We start from the raw sequence: 21,179 nt of genomic DNA on the forward strand, positions 1-21,179 counted from the left end.
CTTAAAAAGTATAAATTACAGTGATAATTGTCAAAATACCTGTGATAAACACAAATGCATCTAAAGCTTTGTTTTGGAATTTTTTCATTTTAGATACAGTGTAAATTGCAATCATAGGCATTAAAAATAAGATTGCGGCAATGATTGGACCACCTAAGCTTTCAATAAAACCTAAAATACTTGGATTTACATAAGCAGTAATTAACATAACAATATACATTACCAAAGTTGAATAAACTGCGATTTTTTTCAAATCCGGATTATCATTACCTGCTAATTTGCAACATTTTCTAACTATACCATAAGCACCTTCCCTAGCACCAAAATAATGCCCAAAGAATGAACTAGAAATTGCTAAAAATGCGATTAGTGGACCACCATAAGAAATAAATGGATTATCAAGTTTATTAGCAAAATAAGAAAGTACAGGTATGTTTTGTGCTCTAGCTTCAGCAAGTTCTGCAGGAGTTAAAGAAAGCACACAAGATACCACAAAAAACATTACAAAAGCAAGTAACATTACAGAAGTTCTAAATAACACTTGATTTGCTTTTTGTACTGAATTTTCAGGATATTGTCTTTTTACACTTAAAGAAAAAGTAGAAATCGCTGGTGAGTGATTAAATGAAAACACTAAAACCGGTAAAGTTAGCCATACTATAGTAATAAATTCTTTTGTTCCAGGAATAGCACTAAAACTTTCAAACGACCATTGCGGGATAAGATATAAAGAAAATAAAAATAAAATAGCACATAAAGGATATACAAGCCACTCACATACTTTGGTAATTAATTCTTCACTAAAAAGCATAATAAGCATAAAAATACTTACTAAAACAAAAGCAAAAAGCGCTCTATAAAAAGGAAGTAAATTAGCTATAGTTTTTCCTTGCTCATTTACACTTGTTTGATACATAGCACTAATTGCGTTTGCGAAAGAACCATTTGGATCTAAAAGTGGTAAGAATTGATTATAAATAAAACTCTCAAAAGTATTAGTTATACCTACACAATATGCTAAACAAATTGGGAAAATTGCAAAGAAATAAAGCACAGAAATAAAAATACTTACTTTTCTACCAAAATACTCTTCAGCCGCATGAGTAATATCTTTATCATTACCATTTGCTTGACATACAAAACGACTTAAGGCTCTATGGCTTAAATACACCATTGGAAAAATAATCAAAGCCATTACAACAACTGGCCAAAAACCACCAACACCTGCTTTAATAGGTAAAAATAAAATCCCCGCACCAACTGCAGTCCCAAAAAGAGAAAGCATCCAACGCGTATCAAAAGAATTCCACTTAAGATTATCCACATTTTCTCCTTGTAAAAAATAATAAAAAAAGCTTTTACCTAAAAACTTTTTGTATTATTTTACAAATATGCTCTTGAGTAGTTTGGCGTGATTTTTTCCCTTTCATTTAAAGCAACTGCGGCTTCATTTGTAAAATTTGGATTTCTTAATAATTTTCTACCATAACAAACTAAATCACACACCTCACCCAAAAGCAAAGCCTCACCTTCGCTAGCACTATTTATAAGACCCACACAAGATATAGGAATTTTAACAACTTCTTTTAAAGCCTTAGCATAAGGAGCTTGATAAAGTGGTGCTATATTTGGCACTAAAGAAGGTTTGTTGATATTTCCTCCTGCTGAAATATCTAACATATCAACGCCTAAATTTTCTAAAATCAAGGCAAGTTTTTTACTATCTTCCAAATTCCAACCACCCTCTTGCCACTCTGTAGCTGAAATTCTTACAAATAAAGTAATATCAACTTCTTTTTTTATACGCTTAATGATATCACACAAAAGACGCGCTCTATTTTCAAAACTACCACCATATTCATCATCTCTTTGATTTGATAAAGGAGATAAAAATGAACTAAGCAAATACCCATGAGCACTATGAAGTTCTATCGCATCATAGCCTGCTTCTTTAGCTCTTTTAGCACTTTGGATAAATTCTTGCTCTATTTGTAAAATTTCTTCTTTACTTAAAACATGAAGTTTAGAAAATTTTTCACTAAAAGCGATATTACTTGGGGCTTTTGATATAGCTTGTTTGCATGAATTTTTACGACCACTATGATTTAGTTGGATAGCAACTTTAGCACCAAAATGATGACAAAGATCGACAAGCTCCTTATGTCCTCGAATTTGAAAATCTCCCCAAAGGCCTATATCATTATCAGCAATTTTTGCATTTTCATTAATCGCACAAGCTTGGACTATGATAAGCCCAACACCACCCAAAGCTCTAGCTCCATAATGTATCAAGTGAAATTGATTAATCTTACCATCTAAAACTTGTGTTTCATACATATCCATAGGAGGCATTACGATGCGATTTTTTACATAAAAATTTCCAATCTTTAGCTCACTCAAAAGTAAAGACATAATACCCCTTAAAATATTTTTTATATTACTATAATAGAAAAAAATTAATTTTTCTTAAAACATAGAGTATTTTAGACCAATATTATAATTTTTAATAGATTATTATTAAAAAAATAGTTTTTAATTATATTTTTTCATTATTAAAACTACAAAACACAATCTAATCAAATAAGCTTTTCTCAAAACACTTTAACATAAAGCTTTTGCGGTGTAAGGGCGAATAACCAAATGCTTTAATCTTTTCTATATGAGCTTTTGTACCATAACCTTTGTGTTTATCAAAATCATAATGATTATATAATTTAGAAAAATAACACATTTTTTGATCACGACTTACCTTAGCTAATATACTAGCGGCTGAAACTTCTTGCACTTTCATATCAGCTTTAATCATAGTATTAATACCCAAAATACCATAATTTAAATTTCCATCATATAAAACCTCATCTTGGTTAAAATGTTTTTTTATTATCTTTAAGCCCAAATTTAAACACTGACTAAGTCCTAAAATATCAATTTGCAAAGGTGAAAAAGCAAGGATTAAAAAATTTGAATTAGAAAGAATTTGCTCATATAATTCTTCTCTTTTTTTTGCACTTAATTTTTTAGAATCAGCTAAACCATCAATATTTTTTAAAAGCTTGCAAGCTGCCAAGTGCATATCTCCAGCTAAAGCCCCACGCCCAGCCTCATCTACTCCAACTAAAGCCACTATTTTTCCTTTATAATAGTGTATTTTTCTACTAAATTTTCTAAAGAATAATTTATATTGGCAGGTGAGCTTGAAGGAAGTTCAAAAAATTCTTGCTCAGGATAAAATTTAGCAAAATATTTACTTGCAACTTTACCTAATACACAAATTTTTTCTATATTTGCCTTATCTAAAATAATACTTATATCATTTGCTTTGGCATAAGAAATAGTTTTATCATCTGAATTTTTTATCTTACAACTTGCTATAACATCCCAAAGTGCTATATGATTTACTTTCAAAAAAGCTTTTTGAACTTGTACTGTTTTTAACTCACACTCAAATAATATTTCAAAGATACGCCAAAAGCGATTTTTACTATGTTGATAATAAAAATTTTCTTCTCTTGATTTAATAGATGGAAAAGAACCTAGTATTAAAACTTTTGAGTTTTCATCAAAAAAAGGTTCAAAAGGATGAGTTAGAATTTGCATATTAGGCCTTGATAAAAATAAAATATTTTATCATTTTTATCAAGATTTTTAAAATTATCCTAAAAATTCTCGTTTGAAGTATTCTTTTGGAGCTTTACACAAAGGACAGGCATTTGGTGCTTTTTTACCACGGTGTATATGCCCACAAACTTCACAAACCCATAATTCTTCTACCTCTGAATTAAAGAAATCTTCTTCTTCAAGCATTTTTTTAAGTGCTAAATATTCTCTTTCATGCTCAATTTCTACTTTACCAATAGCAGTAAATAATCTTGCTATGTTTTTCTTGCCTTCATCTTCTGCAATTTGTGCAAAATTTGGATACATGGTAGTATGCTCGTAATTTTCACCCTCTGCTGCACAGATTAAATTTTTAGCAGTTTCTTCTAAAGCTTTACCATCTACTAATTCATGATAAGCTTTAAACTCAGCTCTTGCATGCCATTTTTCATTTTCTGCAGCTTCTCTAAAATGCTTTGCAATAGCATGCCAACCTTCTTCTTGAGCAATATCTGCAAATAAATCATATTTGTTTCTTGCCATAGATTCACCTGCGAAAGCTTTCATCAAATTTATGGCTGTTAAATCTTTAGTAATGCACTCCATTTCTTGACCACAGCAACTAAGCTTTCCACCACCTACATTTTGCACTTCTACTTCATTGCCGCATTTTTGGCATTTATAGCTTTCATATTGTCTCATTTAATATCCTTGTGATTAATTTAAGTAAGATTTTGATTGAAAAACTCACCCAAATGTTATTGTAGCATTTGGGCGCTAAAAGATTTTAGTATTTTAAGAAATATTCTTGAATTTTCTTAGGATCACTTGTTTTAGTTAAAGCAAGCATTAATAATACTCTAGCTTTTTGAGGACTCATATCACCTGTATCAATAAAACCAAGTTTTGCATCAGCATCACTTACTGCAACTCTACCAGCTACTACGCGTGAACTTACCGCTACATTAAGACCTTTTTTAAGCAATTCTTTTAATACATCTTTTTGATAATCATGAATACTGCCAGCACCTGTTCCAGCTACAACTATACCTTTAGTTCCATTTTCAAACAAAGCTTTTGCTGCAACACCGCTACCATCATTTGCATAACTATAAAGAATATCTACTTTTGGTAATTCTTTTAGCTTGCTAACATCAAATGGAGATTTTTTAGTGTGTAATTTTGTATTAGTATTGTAGAAGAATGCTTTTCCATCTACTATATAACCCATATCACCCATATCCGGTGAACTAAATGCATTTACATTTAAACTATGAGTTTTCATAACGCCTCTAGCGCTTTGAATTCTATCATTCATAGCCACCATTACACCTTTATTTTTTGCTTGTGGATCTGCTGCTAACGCTACAGCATTGTAAAGATTTTTAGGACCATCTGCACTAATTGCAGTTGATGGGCGCATTGCACCAACTAAAACAACAGGTTTATCGCTTTTTACGGTTAAATTTAGGAAATATGCAGTTTCTTCCATGGTATCAGTACCATGAGTAATCACAACTCCATCTACATCAGATTTTAAAAGCCTATTAACTTCTTTAGCAAGTTTTAGCCAAATTTCATTTGTCATATCTTTACTATCAATATTTGCAATTTGATCCCCGCTAATTACTGCTAAATCTTGAATTTGAGGCACTGCTTTAATCAAAGCATTAACCCCTAAAACACCGGCTGTATAACCTGTTGTAGCTACCGAACTATCAATCGAGCCTGCAATAGTTCCACCTGTAGCTAAAATTGCAACTTTTGGTTTTGCTTCCAAAATTCCTGCTCCTAAACTTAGTGCCATAGCTGCGCACATTAACATTTTTTTCATGTTAGTCCTTTCATTAGAAATGATAAAAATTATAATGCAACTATGTTTAAATAAAAATAAATTATTAATATAAAAAATACTTTAGTAAATATTCATTAATTAAAGCCATAAATTTGCAATTTTTTTTAGTTTTTCCACATCGCTTGAAGCATAAAATTGAATGTTAGCTTCTTCTTGGATTGATGTTAAGTTAAATTCTTGTTGCAATTGCAAAGCTATAGCCTCGCCTGAATGAATAAGTTTTGTATTTTTGCCAAAATACTCTTCCAAAGAATGGGCGATTAAAGGAAAATGCGTGCATGCTAAGATTAGAGCATTAGGATGAAATTTAAGCTTATTAAAATAATACTCAAAAGCAGCTTTTAAAAAATCTCCTTGAAAAATCCCTTCTTCAACCATAGGTACAAAAAGCCCAGTTGCTTTTTCTTCCACTTTTAAAAAACCTTCTTTGATTAAAGCTTGCTTATAAGCGTGAGAATCCACGGTAGCTTGTGTTGCAATGACTAATATATTAGAGTTTTTATCTTCTAAAGAGTTTTTAACCGCTAAAACCCCTGCTTCTATAACTCCAAGAACTGGAAATGGTGCATTTGCTTTTAGAATTTCTAAAGCATGCGCGCTAACTGTATTACACGCAATAATAAGCATATCGACTTTTTTTTCTTTGAAAAACTCTAAAGCTTCTAGGGAAAATTTAATGATAGTTTTTTTATCTTTAACCCCATAAGGTACCCTTGCGGTATCTCCATAGTAAATATATTCTTTAAAAAGTTTTGCTTGAAGTAAAGATTTTAAAACACTAAGCCCACCTACACCGCTATCAAAAACGCCTAGTCTCATCAAAATCCTTAAAAAGAGAAGAAAGTAGAAAATCTACTTTCTTATAAGCCTACTGCACTTAAGGTTTGGTATTTATTCATATAAATTTGAGCTTCGATTTTTCTCATTGTATCAAGCGCTACTTGAACTACGATCAAAACAGAAGTTCCACCAAAATAAAAAGGCACACCAAACAACTTCACAATAAGCCATGGTAATGTAGCTACAAGCCCTAAATAAATAGAACCCGACAAGGTAAGTCTTGATGCTACTTCATTAAGATAATTTGCAGTTCCTTCACCTGGTCTAATACCTGGTATGAAACCACCTTGTCTTTTAAGATTTTCAGCTATATCTTTTGCATTAAATACAATTGATGCATAAAAATACGCGAAGAAAATAACAAGTAAGAATGTTAAAAAATGAAAGAAAAATCCATTTGGATTTAAAAAGTCATAAATTTTTAACACATACTCATTTGTACTTGTTTGCAAAATAGTGCTTGGAAACATCAAAATCGCACTTGCAAAAATAGGAGGAATTACTCCACTTAAATTTATTTTAATAGGTATGTAATTCATAATGCGTTTGTTTTGATTTTGCATGATTACTTTTCTTGAGTAAGAAATAGGAATTCTTCTTTCTCCAAGCTCTACTACTATAATAGCCCAAATAGTAAGTAAAATTACAACTAAAATAGCAATGATAGTCAAGAAATTCATCTCACCTGTATTTACCAAATTTACTGTTCCACTAATTGCACCTGGAATTGTAGAAACAATACCGCCAAAGATGATCAAAGAAATACCATTTCCTATACCGCGTTGAGTGATTTGCTCACCTATCCACATTAAAAGCATGGTACCTGCAAGCATAGAAATAGCAGAAAGTGCAATAAAAGTATTCATATCAATCATGATGGCTGACTGACCTGCTTTTCCATGAAGACTTTGCAAGCCTATAGAAACGCCTATACTTTGTATCAAAGTGATAGCTATAGTAGCATAACGGATAATTTGCATATATTTTTGCATACCATCGCGTTCTTTTTTCATCTTTCCTATGTTAGGAAAAGTTGCCGCTAAAAGCTCCATAATAATCGAAGCAGTAATATAAGGCATAATGCCTAGAGAGATGATGCTAAGTCTTTCAGCAGCACCCCCACTAAACATATTAAACAAGCCTAATGCATTAGATGCATTAGAATCAAAAAATTCCTTGATAACACTGACATTAACCCCCGGAACTGGAACATAAGCTAATATTCTATAAGCAAATAAAAAAGCTAATGTTATGAGAATTTTATTTGTCAATGCTTTATTCATTATTTTTGTCCGCTAAAAGTGATCTTCTCGTCTTTAATTTTACTAGCAAGATCTTTAGCACTTGCTCCAATAAGCTTAACTTTATTTACATTTTTTGAAAGCTTATGAATACTATTGATTGTTTCAAATGTAATTTCGCTAAGCTCTTTGATTGCTGTGATTTTTTCAACATTAATCACATAAGGTTTTTCAAATTTAGAAGTAAAGCCTACTTTTGGTAAGCGTCTTTGAAGTGGTTGTTGACCCCCTTCAAAACCTCTTTTTTCGTTATAACCTTTTCTAGCAGTTTGGCCTTTTCCACCTTTAGTAGAAGTTTTACCCATACCACTACCTTGACCACGGCCTATTCTTTTGGTTTTATGTGTTGAACCTGGTGCTTTTGTTAAATTCATTGATTATCCTTTAAGCATTGTAAGTGCTTTGATAGTAGCACGCACAACATTTGCTGAATTATTTGAACCTAAAGACTTAGTTAAAATGTCTTTAATACCTGCAAGTTCCACGATAGGACGTGTTGAACCACCTGCAATAACCCCTGTACCTTCGCTTGCTGGTTTAAGTAAAATTCTACTTGCGTTGTATTTTACTTCTACATCATGAGGGATAGTTGAACCTTTTGTTTTAACTTCAACAATGTTTTTAAAAGCATCATCAACTGCTTTTCTGATAGCATCTGGAACTTCTTTAGCTTTTCCATAGCCCACACCAACTAAACCTTTTCTATTTCCAACGATAACTAAAGCAGTAAATCTAAATCTTCTACCACCTTTAACAACCTTAGTAACCCTGCCGATATCGACGATTACTTCTTCAAATTCTTCTCTATTATATTTTTCCATCGATCTTCCTTTTGGGTTATAGTTTGATTCCGTTTTCTCTTAGTGCTTCAGCTAATGCTGCAATAACACCATGGTATAAATAACCATTTCTATCAAACACTGCTTCTTCTATGTTTTTAGCTTTTAAAACTTTTGCAAATTCAGCTGCTATTTTTTTAGCACCTTCTTTATTTGCTTTAACACCAATTTTTCTTCCATCTACTGCTGCTAAAGTTACTGCTTTAACATCATCGATAGCTTGGATATATAAAGTTCTGTTTGATTTAAAAACAGAAACTCTTGGAAGAGCTTGTGTTCCTGAAATTTTTGCTCTAATTCTTTTTTTTCTTTTAATTCTTAAAGATATTTTTCTTTTTAATACATTTGCTCTCATATTCTATCCTTACTTCTTAGATGTCTTACCAGCTTTGCGGATAATACGCTCATCTGAATATTTAACACCTTTTCCTTTGTAAGGCTCAGGTGGTCTAAATTCACGAATTTGAGCAGCAACTTGACCTACCACTTGTTTATCACTACCTTTGATAATAACATTGTTTTTATCAACGGTAATTTCTATGCCTTCTGGAATAGCATAGTTGATAGGATGAGAAAAACCTAAAGCAAGTTCAAGAACTTTACCTTTTAATGCAGCTTTATAACCAACACCATTGATTTCTAAAGTTTTGCTAAAACCATCAGTTAAACCGATGATGATGTTTTGAGCTAAAGCTCTATAAGTTCCCCAATAAGCTCTACTTTGTCTATCTTCACCTTTAGGAGAGAAAAGAATTTGTGCTTCTTTAATCTCAACATTAACATTTGCTTTTGTATCAAGCTCTTTTGCTAAATTTCCTTTTTTGAATTTTAGCAAGTTACCTTCTAATTTTACTTCTACTCCACTTGGAATAGCAACTGGTTGTTTACCTATACGAGACATTCATTTTTCCTTTTTACTTGTCTACGATATGACTACTTTATAAGAATGGATACCGAATACCATAAAAAGTAGAAACTCTTACCAAATAGTACATAAAACTTCGCCGCCAACGCCTGCTTTATAAGCTTCGTCGTTAGCTAAAACACCTTTTGAAGTGCTTACTACGATAGTACCATAACCGTTTTTAAATCTTTTGATCTCATCTTTGCCTTTATAAACACGACGACCAGGTTTAGAAATACGCTTAACTTCATTAATTACGCTTTTGCCTTTTTCATCATATTTTAAAACTACATTGATGAATTTCTTTTTATCCTCTTCAATAACATTAAAGCTTTCAATATAGCCTTTAGCTTGGAAAATTCCAAGTAAAGCTTCGATAACTTTAGAATGCAAAAGTTGAGTAGTCTCTAATCTTCTCATCCCTGCATTTCTAATTCTTGTTAGTGAATCTGAAATTAAATCATTTATCATGGTTCTTTCCTCTTACCAACTTGCTTTTTTAAGACCAGGAATTAAACCTTCATTTGCCATTTTTCTTAAGCAAACTCTGCAAATTCCAAAATCTCTATAAACTGAATGTGGTCTTCCACAAATTTGGCATCTAGTATACCCTCTAACGCTAAATTTAGGTTTGCGGGCAGCTTTTGCAATCATTGATTTTTTAGCCATATTACTTTCCTTTTGCAAATGGCACGCCAAATAATTCTAATAATTTTTGTGCCTCTTTATCTGATTTTGCTGTTGTAACGATAGAAATGTTCATACCATGAGTTCTTAAGATTTTATCATATTCAACTTCTGGGAACATTAACTGCTCATCTAAACCAAAATTATAGTTTCCTCTTCCATCAAAACCATCTCTTGGAAGACCTCTAAAGTCTTTAACACGAGGAAGAGCTATAGTAATAAGCTTATCTAAGAAAGCATACATATTGTCTTTTCTTAATGTTACCATTACACCTACTGGGAAGCCTTCTCTTACTTTAAAACCAGCAACTGATTTTTTAGCTTTTGTGATAACTGCTTTTTGCCCAGCGATCAATGAAATAGTATCTGCAACATTTTGTAATACTTTTTGATCTTTTGCTAATTCCCCAGCACCTACACTGATTACAACTTTTTCAATAAAAGGAACAAGCATAGGATTTTTAATATCAAATTCTTTAACTAAAGCAGGTTTGATATTTTGAGTGTATTTTTCTTTCAATCTCATCATCTTATTCTCCTGCCTTTGCTACATTTGAAATATCCATTGGCATTTCTTTATTGATAAAACCGCCATTTGGATTTTTATCACTTGGCTTAACAGCTTTTTTAGCGATTTTACAACCCTCAACAATTACTTTATTTGTCTTAGGAAATACTGCTAAAACTTTACCTGTTTTGCCTTTGTCATCGCCTGCGATAACTTTTACCATATCATTCTTTTTAATTTTTAATTTCATTACAACACCTCCGGTGCTAGTGAAACAATTTTCATAAAGCCACCATATCTTACTTCACGACCTACTGGTCCAAAAATACGTGTTCCGATAGGCTCTCTTTTAGCATCAAGAATAACTGCTGCATTTTCATCAAAACGAATTAAAGAACCATTGTCTCTATGGATTTCTTTTTTAGTTCTAACGATAACTGCTTTTACCACTTGACCTTTTTTAACTTTACCATTTGGTAGAGCTTTTTTTACAGATGCAACAATTACATCACCAACAGTAGCGTATCTTCTTTTGCTACCACCTAAAACCTTAATACACATTAATTCTTTTGCACCGCTATTATCAGCAACTGCAAGCCTAGTAAAACTTTGAATCATTACTCAACTCCTGCTGATACTATAGTTTTTAAGCGAAATGATTTTCTCTTAGAAAGTGGTCTACATTCAATAGCAACTACAGTATTTCCCACTTTAAGTTCATTTCTTTCATCATGAATTAAATATTTTTTAAAGCGTTTTACGATTTTTCTGTATTTTGGGTGAACCACTTTTCTTTCAACCAAAATTGTTGCTGTTTTATCTCCAGCAATTTGAACAACAACGCCTTGAATTTCTCTTTTAAATGCCATTTTCTATCCTTATTTTAAAGCGCTAATTGCAGTATTGATTCTAGCGATGTCTTTTTTAACTTCGCTAATCTCTTTAGGATTAGTTAGCTGCATTGTTTTTAGCTTTTGTCTTAAAGTAAATAAAAGCACCTTTTTTTCTTTTAGCATTGTTGCAAGTTCACCTGCTGTTTTATCTTTAATCTCAGTATATTTCATTTTGGCTCTCTCTTGTAACAAACTTAGTTTTAAATGGCAATTTATGCATCGCTAAAGTTAAAGCTTGTCTTGCCATTTCTTCATTAACCCCTGCCATTTCATAAATAATACGACCTGGTTTAATGTTCATTACCCATTCCTCAACTGCACCTTTACCTTTACCCATACGAGTTTCTAAAGGTTTTTTAGTTAGAGGTTTATCTGGGAAAACTCTAATCCAAGTTTTACCTTGTCTTTTTACAAAACGAGTTAAAGCAATACGAGCTGCTTCGATTTGGCGTGAATTGATACGGCCAGCTTCAGTTGCTTTTAGGGCAAAATCACCAAAAGTAAATTCAGTCCCTCTGTTGGCATAACCTCTGTTACGCCCTTTCATCATTTTACGATATTTTGTTCTTTTTGGCATTAACATGATTATTTACCTCTTCTTGCTCTTCTAGTTTTTTTAGTTGGAGCGTTTTCTTCGGTTTTTTCAGGTTGAACACCCTTTTGTAAAACTTCACCTTTGAAGATCCACACTTTAATACCTATATTTCCATAAGTAGTATGCGCTTCTGCAAAACCGTAATCGATTTTTGCTCTTAAAGTGTGAAGTGGAACACGACCTTCTAGGTACCATTCAGTTCTTGCCATTTCAGCACCACCTAAACGGCCTGAAACCGAAACTTTAATCCCTTTAGCACCTGCTTTTTGCGCTCCTTGAATTACTTTTTTCATTGCTCTTCTAAAAGCAATTCTTTTTTCAAGTTGAGTAGCAACACTTTCAGCTGCAAGCTGAGCTGAAGCACCTGCTTTTCTTTCTTCTTTGATATTGATATTAACTTCTTTTTTGATTAAATCTTGAAGTTCTTTTCTTAAAATATCAACATCACTACCTTTTTTACCAATAATAATCCCTGGTCTTGCAGCTACAACAGTTACTCTTAATTTTTTCGCTGTTCTTTCTACAAGAATTTGGCTAATTCCTGCATAATAAAGTTTTCTTTTTAAAAAAGTTCTGATTTTATAATCTTCACCAATATTTTCTGCTAAATTAGCTTTTGTAGGAAACCATCTTGATTCCCAATTTCTATTAATTCCTAGTCTTAAACCAATCGGATTTACTTTTTGTCCCATATTAGCTTTCCTTTTTCACTGATGCTTTTTTAGCTTTTGTAGTTTTTTCAGCACTTGCTTCTACTTTACTAACTTCTACCAAAATGTGTGAAGTTGGCTTTCTAATACGACTAGCACTTCCTCTAGCTCTTGGTCTAAATCTTTTTAAAACCGCACCAGCATCAACACGACAACTTGAAACAACAACTTCATTTGCTTCAAATCCGCCATTTGCTACAGCACTTGAAATAGCATTTGCTATAAATTTAGCACCTTTATTTGGCATAAATTTCAAACTAGCTAATGCAAGCTCTGCATTCATACCTTGAACTTCTCTAGCAATCAATCTCGCTTTAGTTGGAGATAATCTTATGAATTTAATTAACGCTCTACTCATAAATCTCCCTTACTTACCTATTTTTTTCTGAACAGAGCCTTTGTGACCCTTAAATGTTCTAGTAGGTGCAAATTCACCTAATTTGTAACCGATATGATTTTCAGTAATATATACTGGGATAAAGCTTTTTCCATTATGAACATTAAAAGTTAAACCTATCATATCAGGTATAATAGTGCTGCGTCTTGACCAAGTTTTAATTGGCTTACCATCGTTAGCTTTTTTAGCAGCGATGACTTTTTTCATTACATGGTCATCAACAAAAGGACCTTTTTTTAGTGACCTAGCCATCTTACTTTCCTTTTCTTCTTGAAATTATTAGCTTATCGCTAGCTTTTTTACGGCGAGTTTTAGCACCTTTAGTTGGTTTACCCCATGGAGTAACTGGATGACGGCCTGAATTTTTCTTACCTTCACCCCCACCGTGCGGGTGATCAACTGGGTTCATCGCAGAACCTCTTGTTTGAGGACGAATACCTCTATGGCGGTTTCTTCCTGCTTTACCGATAGTCACATTTGACCATTCTTCATTACCAACTTCACCGATACTTGCCATACATTCAGCTAAAACTTGTCTCATTTCACCACTTGCAAGTCTTAAGATAACATATTTTTCTTCTTTACCCATTAATTGAGCATAAGCACCCGCTGAACGGATCATTTGTCCACCTTTGCCCGGTTTTAACTCGATATTGTGTACAATAGTACCCACTGGGATGTTTCTTAATTTCATAGCATTGCCTGGTTTAATGTCAAGTCCGCTTTCAGCAGCGCAAATAACATCACCAACGCTTAAACCTTTTGGTTGTAAGATGTATCTTTTTTCACCATCTCTATAAGAGATTAATGCAATACGACAATTTCTGTATGGATCATACTCGATTGCTTCAACTTTACCTTCAATACCAAATTTTCTTCTTTTAAAATCTATAATTCTGTAAAGTTTTTTAGCACCTGCTTCTTTATGACGGCTTGTGATTCTACCATTATTGTTACGACCTGCATGAGCTGGAAGTTTTACAAGTAATGAACGCACACTAGCTTTTGCTGTGATATCATCAGAGCTTACACCTGTGATGTATCTTCTACTTGGAGTATATGGTTTATAAGTTTTAATTGCCATCTTATGCCTCCGAACTTTCTAAGCTCACACCTTCTGGTAGCTTAACATAGAATTTTTTAAAGCTATTTCTTTGACCTTCACGACCTCTAAAACGCTTTACTTTTCCATCCATTTTTAAAGAATTAATTCTTACTGGAGTTACACCAAAATATTCTCTTAAAACTTCTTTTAAACCATTTTTAGTCATTTTTGGAGAAGTTTGAATAACTACAACACCTTGCTCTTGAAGGTTTAAGCTTTTTTCAGTGTAAAGTATTGTTTTTATATCAGTAATATCTGCCATTTTAACCCTCTTTTACGATAGATTCAAGCGCTGCTTTTTCAATGATAACAGCATTAAATACAGATACTAAATAAGCATTTACTTCGCTAATATCAACTACATAGCAATTTGCTAAGTTTCTAAAAGCAAGAAGTGTTTTTTCATCTAGTAAATCTTTTACAATTAAAGCATCTTTTAAACCAAGCTTTTTAATAACTGCATTTGCATCTTTTGTTTTACCGCTTTCAATGCTTAAACTATCTACTGAGAATAATGCATTGTTTTGTGCTTTATCAGCCAATGCTCTTTCAAGCGCTAAGCGTTTTTGTTTTTTATTAACTTTTTGGAAATAATTACGATTGTTTGTAGGGCCAAATGCTACAGCACCACCAACCCAAACATTCGTTCTTGTTGAACCTGCTCTTGCACCACCACGACCTTTTTGTCTCCATGGTTTTTTACCACCACCGCTTACATCGCTTCTACCTTTAGTATGAGCTGTGTTTGCTCTAAGGCTAGCAAGATAAGATTTTACATATAAATAAAGGTTGTGAGGATTAACTTCTGCATATTTTGCTGGAAGATCGAGTTCACTAGCTTTTTCAAATTTATCATTTAAAACAGTTACTTTACTCATTTTGCAATCCTTATTTTACCCATAGCACCATTAAATCCTGGTACCGCACCTTTTACTACTAAGATGCCATTTTCTTCATCAAATGAAACTACTTCATTTTTAACAGTAACTTTTACATTACCATAATGACCTGCCATTTTCATACCTGGTTGAACACGACCTGGCCATTCGCGGTTACCGATTGATCCGTGGCGTCTGTGGAATCTTGAACCGTGACTTGCAGGACCTCCGGCAAATCCGTGTCTTTTAACAACCCCACTATAACCTCTACCTTTAGAATTAAAGCTTACTTTTAAGATAGAAGCTTCTTTTAAAGGATTAAGATCAATATCACCTGCTTCTGTGTTTGCTACTTCTAAAGAAGCAAATCTATTATATTCAGCTGAAAGATTGTATTTTTTTTGCTGACCCGCAATGCATTTATTATTTGCTTTGCCTTTTACATAAGCAACCAAAGCTTTTCCATTTTCTACTTCACATACTTTAGTTTGAACAAGTTTAAGTAAGGTTACAGGAATGCTTGGTGTGCTGATTGTTCTACTCATACCAATTTTTTCTACAATGTATTCCATATTCTATCCTTATTTACCCATAGCTCTTACTTCAACATTGACCTCTGGAGCCAAGTCAAGCTTAGTGAGTGAATCTACTGTATCTGGAGTAGCTGCTACAATATCAAGCATACGAGCATGAATTCTCATCTCAAATTGTTCGCGTGAATCTTTATTGATGTGTGGAGATTTCAAAACTGTGTATCTTTTGATTTTTGTAGGCATTGGCACTGGACCTCTGATGTCAGCACCTGTTCTTTTAACAGCTTCTACAATTGCTGCAACTGTGCGATCTAGAACTCTGTGGTCATAAGCTTTTAGCTTAAGCCTGATTCTTTCCATATTTTTTCCTTTGTAAAGAACTCGTTAGACCCATAAGAATCTAACCACCATATAAAATGATGTTGAAATTATATAAAAAGAGCCTTTGCTATGTCAAGAAATTTATGCATTTTTTTTAATTATTTTCCTTTTAAAAAGGATAAAAATTAAATTTTATAAAATTTACAAGATTTTTTATACATTAAGAAAATCTAAGAAAAAATATAGTATGATTTCAAAATCTAAAGGGGCATTAGCTCAGCTGGGAGAGCACAACGCTGGCAGCGTTGGGGTCAGCGGTTCGAACCCGCTATGCTCCACCATTAATTACAAAGAAATTTATGAAATCACTACAATTTTTTTACGATAATTACCCAAAATTTCAAAAATTTGATGAAAGAAAAATTCAAATTCAAACCCATAAAAACATCATTATAAAAGGTGGTTTTGCAAGTGGTAAGAAAAATTTAATTTTAAATTTTTTATCTTTGTACAAAAGTGAAAATATACTTTTTATTGATTGTGATGATTTGAAATTTCAAGCAAGTGCTTTGGTAAATTTGAATTCGTTTTTAACCTATAATCCACAGATTAAATTTTTAGCACTTTGCAACTTTACTCATGATTTTGACTTTACTAGTTTAAAACACCTTAATTTGCAAATCATAATAAGTGTTTGTGATAGCAATTTTCATTTAGATTATTTTGAAGAACTTCATTTAGATTATTTAGACTTTGAAGAATTTTTAAGCTTAAACAAAAAATACGCTGATACTAAAACCATGGTAAGTTATTTTTTACATACAGGACGCAATGTGATTTTAAATCACAACTTTAACACAAACTCATCATACTTAAGAAGTTTTTACACTCCATTAGAGCTTACCATACTCAAACAAATTGCCTTAGAACTCGGGAATGAATTTAGCGTTAATGAGCTATTAAAAACACTAAAAAATACTATAAAAATTTCCAAAGATACCTTATATAAAAGCATAGAAAAACTAGAATCAAACTACACTTTGTATTTTGTAAAAAATCTTGAAAAGAATTTAAAAAAAGTATATTTTTGGGACTTTTCACTAAAAAATTCTCTAAGCATACAAAAAGACTTTAGTGCTTTGTTTGAAAATTTGATTTTAAGCGAGTTGTTTAAATTTGAACAAGAAATTTTTTATACCAAATATTTTGATTTTTACTTACCAAGTCTTAAAAATGCATTTTTATGCTCGCCCTTTAAAGATAAAGATTTACTTAGTTTAAAAGTCAAAAAAATACTTAGTAAAAATCAACTCGCACTTTCGACTATTTATATCATCACGCTTTCACAAAGAGATGAGTTTTTCATTGAAGGGGTGCGCGTGATGATTTTGCCTTTTGATGAGTGGGCTTTAGGAAATTAATCTAACTCATCAAGCTTATGTTGATTTATGATAGAAATAATAAGCTTGGTATAATTACTTTTGATCTCTGAGTATTTTTCCAAATGACTTGCCGCTTCTTTACCATCAAGTTTTTCATTTTGATTTATAGCATCCCACCGCCAAGCTCTAAATTCCTTATAAGCATCATGACGATTTAAATTTAGCAAGTATGAATCCACACTTTCTTGTAAGCTATCAAATATACGAATTTTATGAGTTTTACCTTCACTTCTTTCTTTTGGAATCAAACCTTTCTCACCCCAAGTCCATTCTCCAAATAAATTATTTGCTTCTTTAGCAAAACGACTTGTACCAGTTGCGCTTTCAATAATTGCTTGAGCTATGGCTAAAGATTTTGGAACTTTTTGGATACGCAGTTGGTATTCCTTGTGATCGTATAAATTTTTAACGCGATATTTTTCTTTTAAAAACCATAGTTTTTGCACAGCATTAGAATTTAGTTTTCTAAAATTACTCTTTAAAGCTTCCTCAAAAAAAATATCTATAAATTCTTTTTCATTTTCAATTTCTTTGAAAGAAACATCTAACAAAGCATTGATTTTTTTGATAAAAATTTCACGCTTTTCTTTTATACTTAAAGCGTAATAATGTTTATCAAAACCTGCTATAAATTCAGCTTTTAAAAATAAAAAACTGCTAAGTAAAATTATAATCAGCTTCAAAACAGCACTTTACCTTTCCTCTGAAAAATATTTGATCATCCTCTAATCTAAAATATAAATTTTCTTTGCTTTTTGGCTTTACTAAAATATCATCTTTAACTTTTTGATTTAAATAAGCAAGATAAAAACAAGCTCCCATACCTGTACCACAAGCTAAAGTCTCATCTTCTACCCCGCGTTCATAGGTTCTAACTCTTATAAATTCTTCATTTTCTATTTTAGCAAAATTAACATTTGCATTATATTTTTTACGCACTTCTTTGCATAAATTTACATCAAATTCATTTAAATCATCAACAAAAGTCACCATATGTGGCACACCTGTATTACATCCTTGCCAAATTCTATCTTTATGTTTAAAAGCTTCTTTAATATCCTTCACTCCACTTAATTTAATCTCTACCATGTCATCATCAACAAATGATTTTATAAGTCCTGCTCCGGTTAAAAAATTTAAATATTGTGATTTTTTTAGATAATGATGAGCAAAATGAGCTGCTGCACGCGATCCATTACCACACATATTTGCTTTACTACCATCGCAATTATAAAATTCCCATTCAAAATCATATCTATCATGAGGCACAACTACTATAAGCCCATCAGCACCTATGCCCTCATAACGATTACAAAGAATTCTAGCTAACTCGCTACGATCTTTTTTTTCACCATCTGCAAATACTACAAAATCATTTCCGCTTGCACAATATTTATAAAATTTCATTTTTAACCTTTAAAGTATGTTTTAAAAAATTTAGCACATTTTCTTCAAATTTTTCATAACTTGAAATATTTTTTATCACAAAATCTGCTTTTTTTAGTTTTTCTTCTATGTCAAGTTGCAAATTAATTCTTTTTAAGGCTTCATTTTCATCTAAATTATCTCTTTGTATTAATCTTTTTAATAAAATTTCTTTTGGAGCATAAATCAATATACTTTTTCCTAGATCTTGATAATGATTATTTTCAAAAAATAAAGGTAATTCTATAAAAAAAGCCTTATTTTTTTTATCTAAAATTAGTGCTTTTTGTAAAATTTCTTCTTTGATTTTAGGATGTAAAAAACCTTCTAACTTTTTTTTGGCGTTTAAATCATTAAATACAATAGCACCAAGCTTTTTTCTATCTATTTTTCCTGCTATGATTAAATCATTATTATCAAAAAGTTTAGCTATGGAATTAGCATTTTCATTTAAAAGCTCATGAGCTATCACATCTGCACTTAAAGTATCAAAACCCAAATTTTGAACTATTTTTATAAAGCTTGACTTTCCACCTGCTATACTTGAAGTCACAAAATAAGCATTTTGCATAATTTAACCTTAAAATATTTTTAGTTAAAATACCTTTTAAATTCTTAAAGGAAGATAAATGAATATAAGCTATGAAGATGCGGGCGTAAGTATAGATAATGGTAATACTTTTGTAGAAGCAATCAAGCCTTTAGTAAAAGAAACTTTTAATGAAAATGTTTTAGGTGGCATAGGTTCTTTTTCAGGTGCTTTTGCCATGCCAAGTGGTTTTAAAAATCCTGTTATGCTAGCAGCAACAGATGGGGTAGGCACAAAGTTGCGTCTTGCTATTGATAGTCAAAAATTTGACACAATAGGCGAAGATTTAGTAGCAATGTGCGTGAATGATTTAATTTGCAATTTTGCTACGCCTTTGTTTTTTCTAGACTATTATGCAAGTGCAAAGTTAGATGTAGAAGTAGCTAAAAAGGTTGTAGCAGGGATTGCTAATGGTTGTAAAAAAGCAAATTGTGCCTTAATAGGCGGAGAAACTGCTGAAATGCCTGGAATGTATCATAACAATGACTTTGACTTAGCAGGTTTTTCAGTGGGCATGGCTGAAAAAGATGAAATAGATAGAAGAAATTTTGTAAAAAATGGAGATATTTTACTAGCTTTGCCTAGTAGTGGGCTTCATTCTAATGGATATTCTTTAGCTAGAAAAGTATTATTTGAAGCACAAAAGCTTAAGTTTGATGATAAAATAGATGGTAAAAATTTAATCGATATTTTACTTGAACCTACAAGAATTTATGTAAAAGACTTTTTAAAATTAAAACCTTTCATCAATGCACTAGCTCATATAACAGGTGGTGGTTTAGTAGAAAATTTACCTAGAGTTTTTCCAAGAGGAATAGGTGCTATTATTAGAAAACATCATCTAAAAACTCCTGAAATTTTTTATCAAATAGGCCAAAGCGTAGAAGAAGCTGAAATGTATAGAAGCTTTAACATGGGTGTGGGCTTAGTTATGGTGGTAGATCCATCTAATGTAGGAAAAGTTTTAGAGAACTCAGATGCTTATGTAATAGGCGAAGTTGTGCTAAATGAAGGGGTTGTTTTAGAGTAAAATCTCTTAGACTTTCTAAGAGATTTTATTTTTTAGTTTAGCGGATGAAGTTCATTTGCATAAAAGCTTACTGAATTCATACCTTCTTTGATAGCCCATTCATAAGCTTTTACTACAAATTCCCAGTTAATGTGTGCGTAGAATTTGTCTAAATACACAGGGCGTGCATTACGGTGATCTACATAGTAAGCATGCTCCCACACATCAACTACTAAAAGTGGAACTTTACCTTCAGTGATAGGTGTAGCAGCATTGCTTGTAGCTACTAATTCTAATTTTTGATTTTGAGTGTTATAAACTAGCCAAAACCAACCAGAACCAAATACTCCTGTAGCTCCTTTGATGAATTCTTCTTTTAAATTTTCCATAGAACCAAAGTCTTTTTCAACCGCTGCTTTAAACTCATCACTTAAAGAACAGCCACAACCACAGCATGTTTTTGGCTTAATGCAGTCAAAATAAAAGTCATGATTATACACTTGAGCAGCGTTGTTAAAAATTCCGCCATTTGAGTTTTGTATGATATAAACTAAATCTTTTCCTGCAAATTCAGTATCTTTGATAAGATTGTTTAGGTTGTTTACATAAGTTTGATGGTGTTTGCCATGATGAAATGCAAAAGTTTCTGCACTCAAAAAGTCTCCAAAAGCGTCTGCTTCATAAGGTAGTTTTCTTAATTCAAACATATTGTTCTCCTTTTTTTAAATTTTATAGCATTCTAACATAGTTA

The 21,179-nt window shown here is 32.0% G+C and carries 34 protein-coding genes and 1 tRNA gene; 3 read left to right on the plus strand and 32 right to left on the minus strand.

Annotated elements, in window-relative coordinates; translation table 11 throughout:
• Position 1: 1 nt before the first annotated feature.
• From CAMP5063_RS00290 to rpsJ, 28 genes are all read right to left on the minus strand, one after another.
• Positions 2-1,285, minus strand: coding sequence for an aromatic amino acid transport family protein (locus tag CAMP5063_RS00290; protein WP_133319191.1), 1,284 nt, complete (start codon positions 1,283-1,285; stop codon positions 2-4).
• A 98-nt stretch (positions 1,286-1,383) separates the two neighbouring features.
• On the minus strand, positions 1,384-2,412 hold the full coding sequence (locus tag CAMP5063_RS00295) for an oxidoreductase (protein ID WP_337194596.1): 1,029 nt from the start codon (positions 2,410-2,412) through the stop codon (positions 1,384-1,386).
• Positions 2,413-2,572: 160 nt separating this feature from the next.
• Positions 2,573-3,124 carry a ribonuclease HII gene (locus CAMP5063_RS00300; protein ID WP_337194597.1) on the minus strand — a complete coding sequence of 184 codons (552 nt, stop codon included), beginning with the start codon at positions 3,122-3,124 and terminating at the stop codon, positions 2,573-2,575.
• Positions 3,124-3,597 carry a DNA-deoxyinosine glycosylase gene (locus tag CAMP5063_RS00305; protein ID WP_337194598.1) on the minus strand — a complete coding sequence of 158 codons (474 nt, stop codon included), beginning with the start codon at positions 3,595-3,597 and terminating at the stop codon, positions 3,124-3,126. Before CAMP5063_RS00305 ends, CAMP5063_RS00300 begins: the two co-directional genes overlap by 1 nt.
• Positions 3,598-3,651: 54 nt before the next feature.
• Positions 3,652-4,299: a ferritin family protein gene (locus tag CAMP5063_RS00310; protein WP_220567003.1), complete on the minus strand. Its 648-nt coding sequence runs from the start codon at positions 4,297-4,299 to the stop codon at positions 3,652-3,654.
• A gap of 85 nt (positions 4,300-4,384) precedes the next feature.
• The gene (locus CAMP5063_RS00315) at positions 4,385-5,416 is read right to left on the minus strand and encodes a type II asparaginase (protein ID WP_337194630.1); all 1,032 of its coding nucleotides are present in this window, start codon (positions 5,414-5,416) and stop codon (positions 4,385-4,387) included.
• A gap of 114 nt (positions 5,417-5,530) precedes the next feature.
• A complete protein-coding gene (murI, locus tag CAMP5063_RS00320) occupies positions 5,531-6,271 on the minus strand; it encodes a glutamate racemase (RefSeq protein WP_133319136.1) in 741 nt (246 codons plus the stop codon).
• Between the two features lie 41 nt (positions 6,272-6,312).
• A complete protein-coding gene (gene secY / locus CAMP5063_RS00325) occupies positions 6,313-7,575 on the minus strand; it encodes a preprotein translocase subunit SecY (protein ID WP_133319135.1) in 1,263 nt (420 codons plus the stop codon).
• Positions 7,575-7,967: a 50S ribosomal protein L15 gene (gene rplO, locus CAMP5063_RS00330; protein ID WP_039617163.1), complete on the minus strand. Its 393-nt coding sequence runs from the start codon at positions 7,965-7,967 to the stop codon at positions 7,575-7,577. The genes secY and rplO overlap by 1 nt, the downstream gene beginning before the upstream one ends.
• Positions 7,968-7,970: 3 nt before the next feature.
• The gene (rpsE, locus tag CAMP5063_RS00335; RefSeq protein WP_039617161.1) at positions 7,971-8,414 is read right to left on the minus strand and encodes a 30S ribosomal protein S5; all 444 of its coding nucleotides are present in this window, start codon (positions 8,412-8,414) and stop codon (positions 7,971-7,973) included.
• A gap of 16 nt (positions 8,415-8,430) precedes the next feature.
• Complete coding sequence (rplR, locus tag CAMP5063_RS00340) at positions 8,431-8,787, minus strand: 50S ribosomal protein L18 (RefSeq protein WP_039617157.1); 357 nt, start codon at positions 8,785-8,787, stop codon at positions 8,431-8,433.
• Positions 8,788-8,796: 9 nt separating this feature from the next.
• Entirely contained in the window at positions 8,797-9,333 is a 537-nt protein-coding gene (gene rplF, locus CAMP5063_RS00345; protein ID WP_220567001.1) for a 50S ribosomal protein L6, read from the minus strand.
• 78 nt (positions 9,334-9,411) lie between these two features.
• Positions 9,412-9,807 carry a 30S ribosomal protein S8 gene (rpsH, locus tag CAMP5063_RS00350; RefSeq protein WP_039617152.1) on the minus strand — a complete coding sequence of 132 codons (396 nt, stop codon included), beginning with the start codon at positions 9,805-9,807 and terminating at the stop codon, positions 9,412-9,414.
• Between the two features lie 12 nt (positions 9,808-9,819).
• On the minus strand, positions 9,820-10,005 hold the full coding sequence (locus CAMP5063_RS00355; RefSeq protein WP_012660824.1) for a type Z 30S ribosomal protein S14: 186 nt from the start codon (positions 10,003-10,005) through the stop codon (positions 9,820-9,822).
• A 1-nt stretch (position 10,006) separates the two neighbouring features.
• The gene (gene rplE / locus CAMP5063_RS00360; RefSeq protein ID WP_133319134.1) at positions 10,007-10,552 is read right to left on the minus strand and encodes a 50S ribosomal protein L5; all 546 of its coding nucleotides are present in this window, start codon (positions 10,550-10,552) and stop codon (positions 10,007-10,009) included.
• Position 10,553: 1 nt separating this feature from the next.
• Positions 10,554-10,781 carry a 50S ribosomal protein L24 gene (gene rplX, locus CAMP5063_RS00365; protein WP_012660822.1) on the minus strand — a complete coding sequence of 76 codons (228 nt, stop codon included), beginning with the start codon at positions 10,779-10,781 and terminating at the stop codon, positions 10,554-10,556.
• Positions 10,781-11,149, minus strand: coding sequence for a 50S ribosomal protein L14 (gene rplN, locus CAMP5063_RS00370; protein ID WP_012660821.1), 369 nt, complete (start codon positions 11,147-11,149; stop codon positions 10,781-10,783). The genes rplX and rplN overlap by 1 nt, the downstream gene beginning before the upstream one ends.
• Positions 11,149-11,400, minus strand: coding sequence for a 30S ribosomal protein S17 (gene rpsQ / locus CAMP5063_RS00375; protein ID WP_039617148.1), 252 nt, complete (start codon positions 11,398-11,400; stop codon positions 11,149-11,151). Before rpsQ ends, rplN begins: the two co-directional genes overlap by 1 nt.
• A 9-nt stretch (positions 11,401-11,409) precedes the next feature.
• Complete coding sequence (rpmC, locus tag CAMP5063_RS00380) at positions 11,410-11,595, minus strand: 50S ribosomal protein L29 (protein ID WP_012660819.1); 186 nt, start codon at positions 11,593-11,595, stop codon at positions 11,410-11,412.
• The gene (rplP, locus tag CAMP5063_RS00385) at positions 11,582-12,007 is read right to left on the minus strand and encodes a 50S ribosomal protein L16 (RefSeq protein WP_012660818.1); all 426 of its coding nucleotides are present in this window, start codon (positions 12,005-12,007) and stop codon (positions 11,582-11,584) included. The genes rpmC and rplP overlap by 14 nt, the downstream gene beginning before the upstream one ends.
• 2 nt (positions 12,008-12,009) lie before the next feature.
• Positions 12,010-12,711, minus strand: coding sequence for a 30S ribosomal protein S3 (rpsC, locus tag CAMP5063_RS00390; protein WP_066007731.1), 702 nt, complete (start codon positions 12,709-12,711; stop codon positions 12,010-12,012).
• Between the two features lies 1 nt (position 12,712).
• Positions 12,713-13,087 carry a 50S ribosomal protein L22 gene (gene rplV, locus CAMP5063_RS00395; protein WP_039617143.1) on the minus strand — a complete coding sequence of 125 codons (375 nt, stop codon included), beginning with the start codon at positions 13,085-13,087 and terminating at the stop codon, positions 12,713-12,715.
• Between the two features lie 9 nt (positions 13,088-13,096).
• Positions 13,097-13,378 (minus strand): 30S ribosomal protein S19, encoded by a 282-nt coding sequence (rpsS, locus tag CAMP5063_RS00400; protein WP_039664929.1) that lies wholly within the window; start codon positions 13,376-13,378, stop codon positions 13,097-13,099.
• A 1-nt stretch (position 13,379) separates the two neighbouring features.
• On the minus strand, positions 13,380-14,210 hold the full coding sequence (gene rplB, locus CAMP5063_RS00405; protein ID WP_039625087.1) for a 50S ribosomal protein L2: 831 nt from the start codon (positions 14,208-14,210) through the stop codon (positions 13,380-13,382).
• A gap of 1 nt (position 14,211) precedes the next feature.
• Positions 14,212-14,493 carry a 50S ribosomal protein L23 gene (locus CAMP5063_RS00410; protein WP_039617139.1) on the minus strand — a complete coding sequence of 94 codons (282 nt, stop codon included), beginning with the start codon at positions 14,491-14,493 and terminating at the stop codon, positions 14,212-14,214.
• A 1-nt stretch (position 14,494) separates the two neighbouring features.
• The gene (rplD, locus tag CAMP5063_RS00415) at positions 14,495-15,109 is read right to left on the minus strand and encodes a 50S ribosomal protein L4 (protein ID WP_039617137.1); all 615 of its coding nucleotides are present in this window, start codon (positions 15,107-15,109) and stop codon (positions 14,495-14,497) included.
• Positions 15,106-15,681, minus strand: coding sequence for a 50S ribosomal protein L3 (rplC, locus tag CAMP5063_RS00420; RefSeq protein ID WP_012660811.1), 576 nt, complete (start codon positions 15,679-15,681; stop codon positions 15,106-15,108). Before rplC ends, rplD begins: the two co-directional genes overlap by 4 nt.
• 9 nt (positions 15,682-15,690) lie before the next feature.
• Positions 15,691-16,002, minus strand: coding sequence for a 30S ribosomal protein S10 (rpsJ, locus tag CAMP5063_RS00425; protein ID WP_012660810.1), 312 nt, complete (start codon positions 16,000-16,002; stop codon positions 15,691-15,693).
• Between the two features lie 226 nt (positions 16,003-16,228).
• Between rpsJ and CAMP5063_RS00430 the strand changes: the two genes are divergently transcribed.
• Both CAMP5063_RS00430 and CAMP5063_RS00435 read left to right on the plus strand, forming a co-directional pair.
• Positions 16,229-16,304 (plus strand) — tRNA-Ala (locus CAMP5063_RS00430).
• A gap of 18 nt (positions 16,305-16,322) precedes the next feature.
• The gene (locus CAMP5063_RS00435; RefSeq protein WP_220567000.1) at positions 16,323-17,384 is read left to right on the plus strand and encodes an ATP-binding protein; all 1,062 of its coding nucleotides are present in this window, start codon (positions 16,323-16,325) and stop codon (positions 17,382-17,384) included.
• On the opposite strand, the gene CAMP5063_RS00440 is transcribed toward CAMP5063_RS00435, so the two are convergent.
• The 3 genes from CAMP5063_RS00440 to coaE are packed head-to-tail and all read right to left on the minus strand — an operon-like array spanning position 17,381 to position 19,401.
• Positions 17,381-18,088 (minus strand): glucosaminidase domain-containing protein, encoded by a 708-nt coding sequence (locus CAMP5063_RS00440; RefSeq protein WP_337194599.1) that lies wholly within the window; start codon positions 18,086-18,088, stop codon positions 17,381-17,383. The two genes, CAMP5063_RS00435 and CAMP5063_RS00440, sit on opposite strands and share 4 nt — an antisense overlap.
• Positions 18,063-18,812, minus strand: a complete 750-nt coding sequence (dapF, locus tag CAMP5063_RS00445; RefSeq protein WP_133319131.1) for a diaminopimelate epimerase — start codon at positions 18,810-18,812, stop codon at positions 18,063-18,065. The genes CAMP5063_RS00440 and dapF overlap by 26 nt, the downstream gene beginning before the upstream one ends.
• Positions 18,799-19,401, minus strand: a complete 603-nt coding sequence (coaE, locus tag CAMP5063_RS00450) for a dephospho-CoA kinase (RefSeq protein WP_263666455.1) — start codon at positions 19,399-19,401, stop codon at positions 18,799-18,801. Before coaE ends, dapF begins: the two co-directional genes overlap by 14 nt.
• Before the next feature lie 58 nt (positions 19,402-19,459).
• Here coaE and purM point away from each other — a divergent pair, with 58 nt between their 5' ends.
• On the plus strand, positions 19,460-20,449 hold the full coding sequence (gene purM / locus CAMP5063_RS00455) for a phosphoribosylformylglycinamidine cyclo-ligase (RefSeq protein WP_263664503.1): 990 nt from the start codon (positions 19,460-19,462) through the stop codon (positions 20,447-20,449).
• A gap of 32 nt (positions 20,450-20,481) precedes the next feature.
• Here purM and sodB read toward each other — a convergent pair whose 3' ends face one another.
• Positions 20,482-21,135, minus strand: coding sequence for a superoxide dismutase [Fe] (gene sodB / locus CAMP5063_RS00460; protein WP_133319128.1), 654 nt, complete (start codon positions 21,133-21,135; stop codon positions 20,482-20,484).
• Between the last annotated feature and the right edge of the window lie 44 nt (positions 21,136-21,179).

The organism is Campylobacter sp. RM5063 (assembly GCF_024723655.1).
GTDB classification, from domain to species: domain Bacteria; phylum Campylobacterota; class Campylobacteria; order Campylobacterales; family Campylobacteraceae; genus Campylobacter_D; species Campylobacter_D lari_D.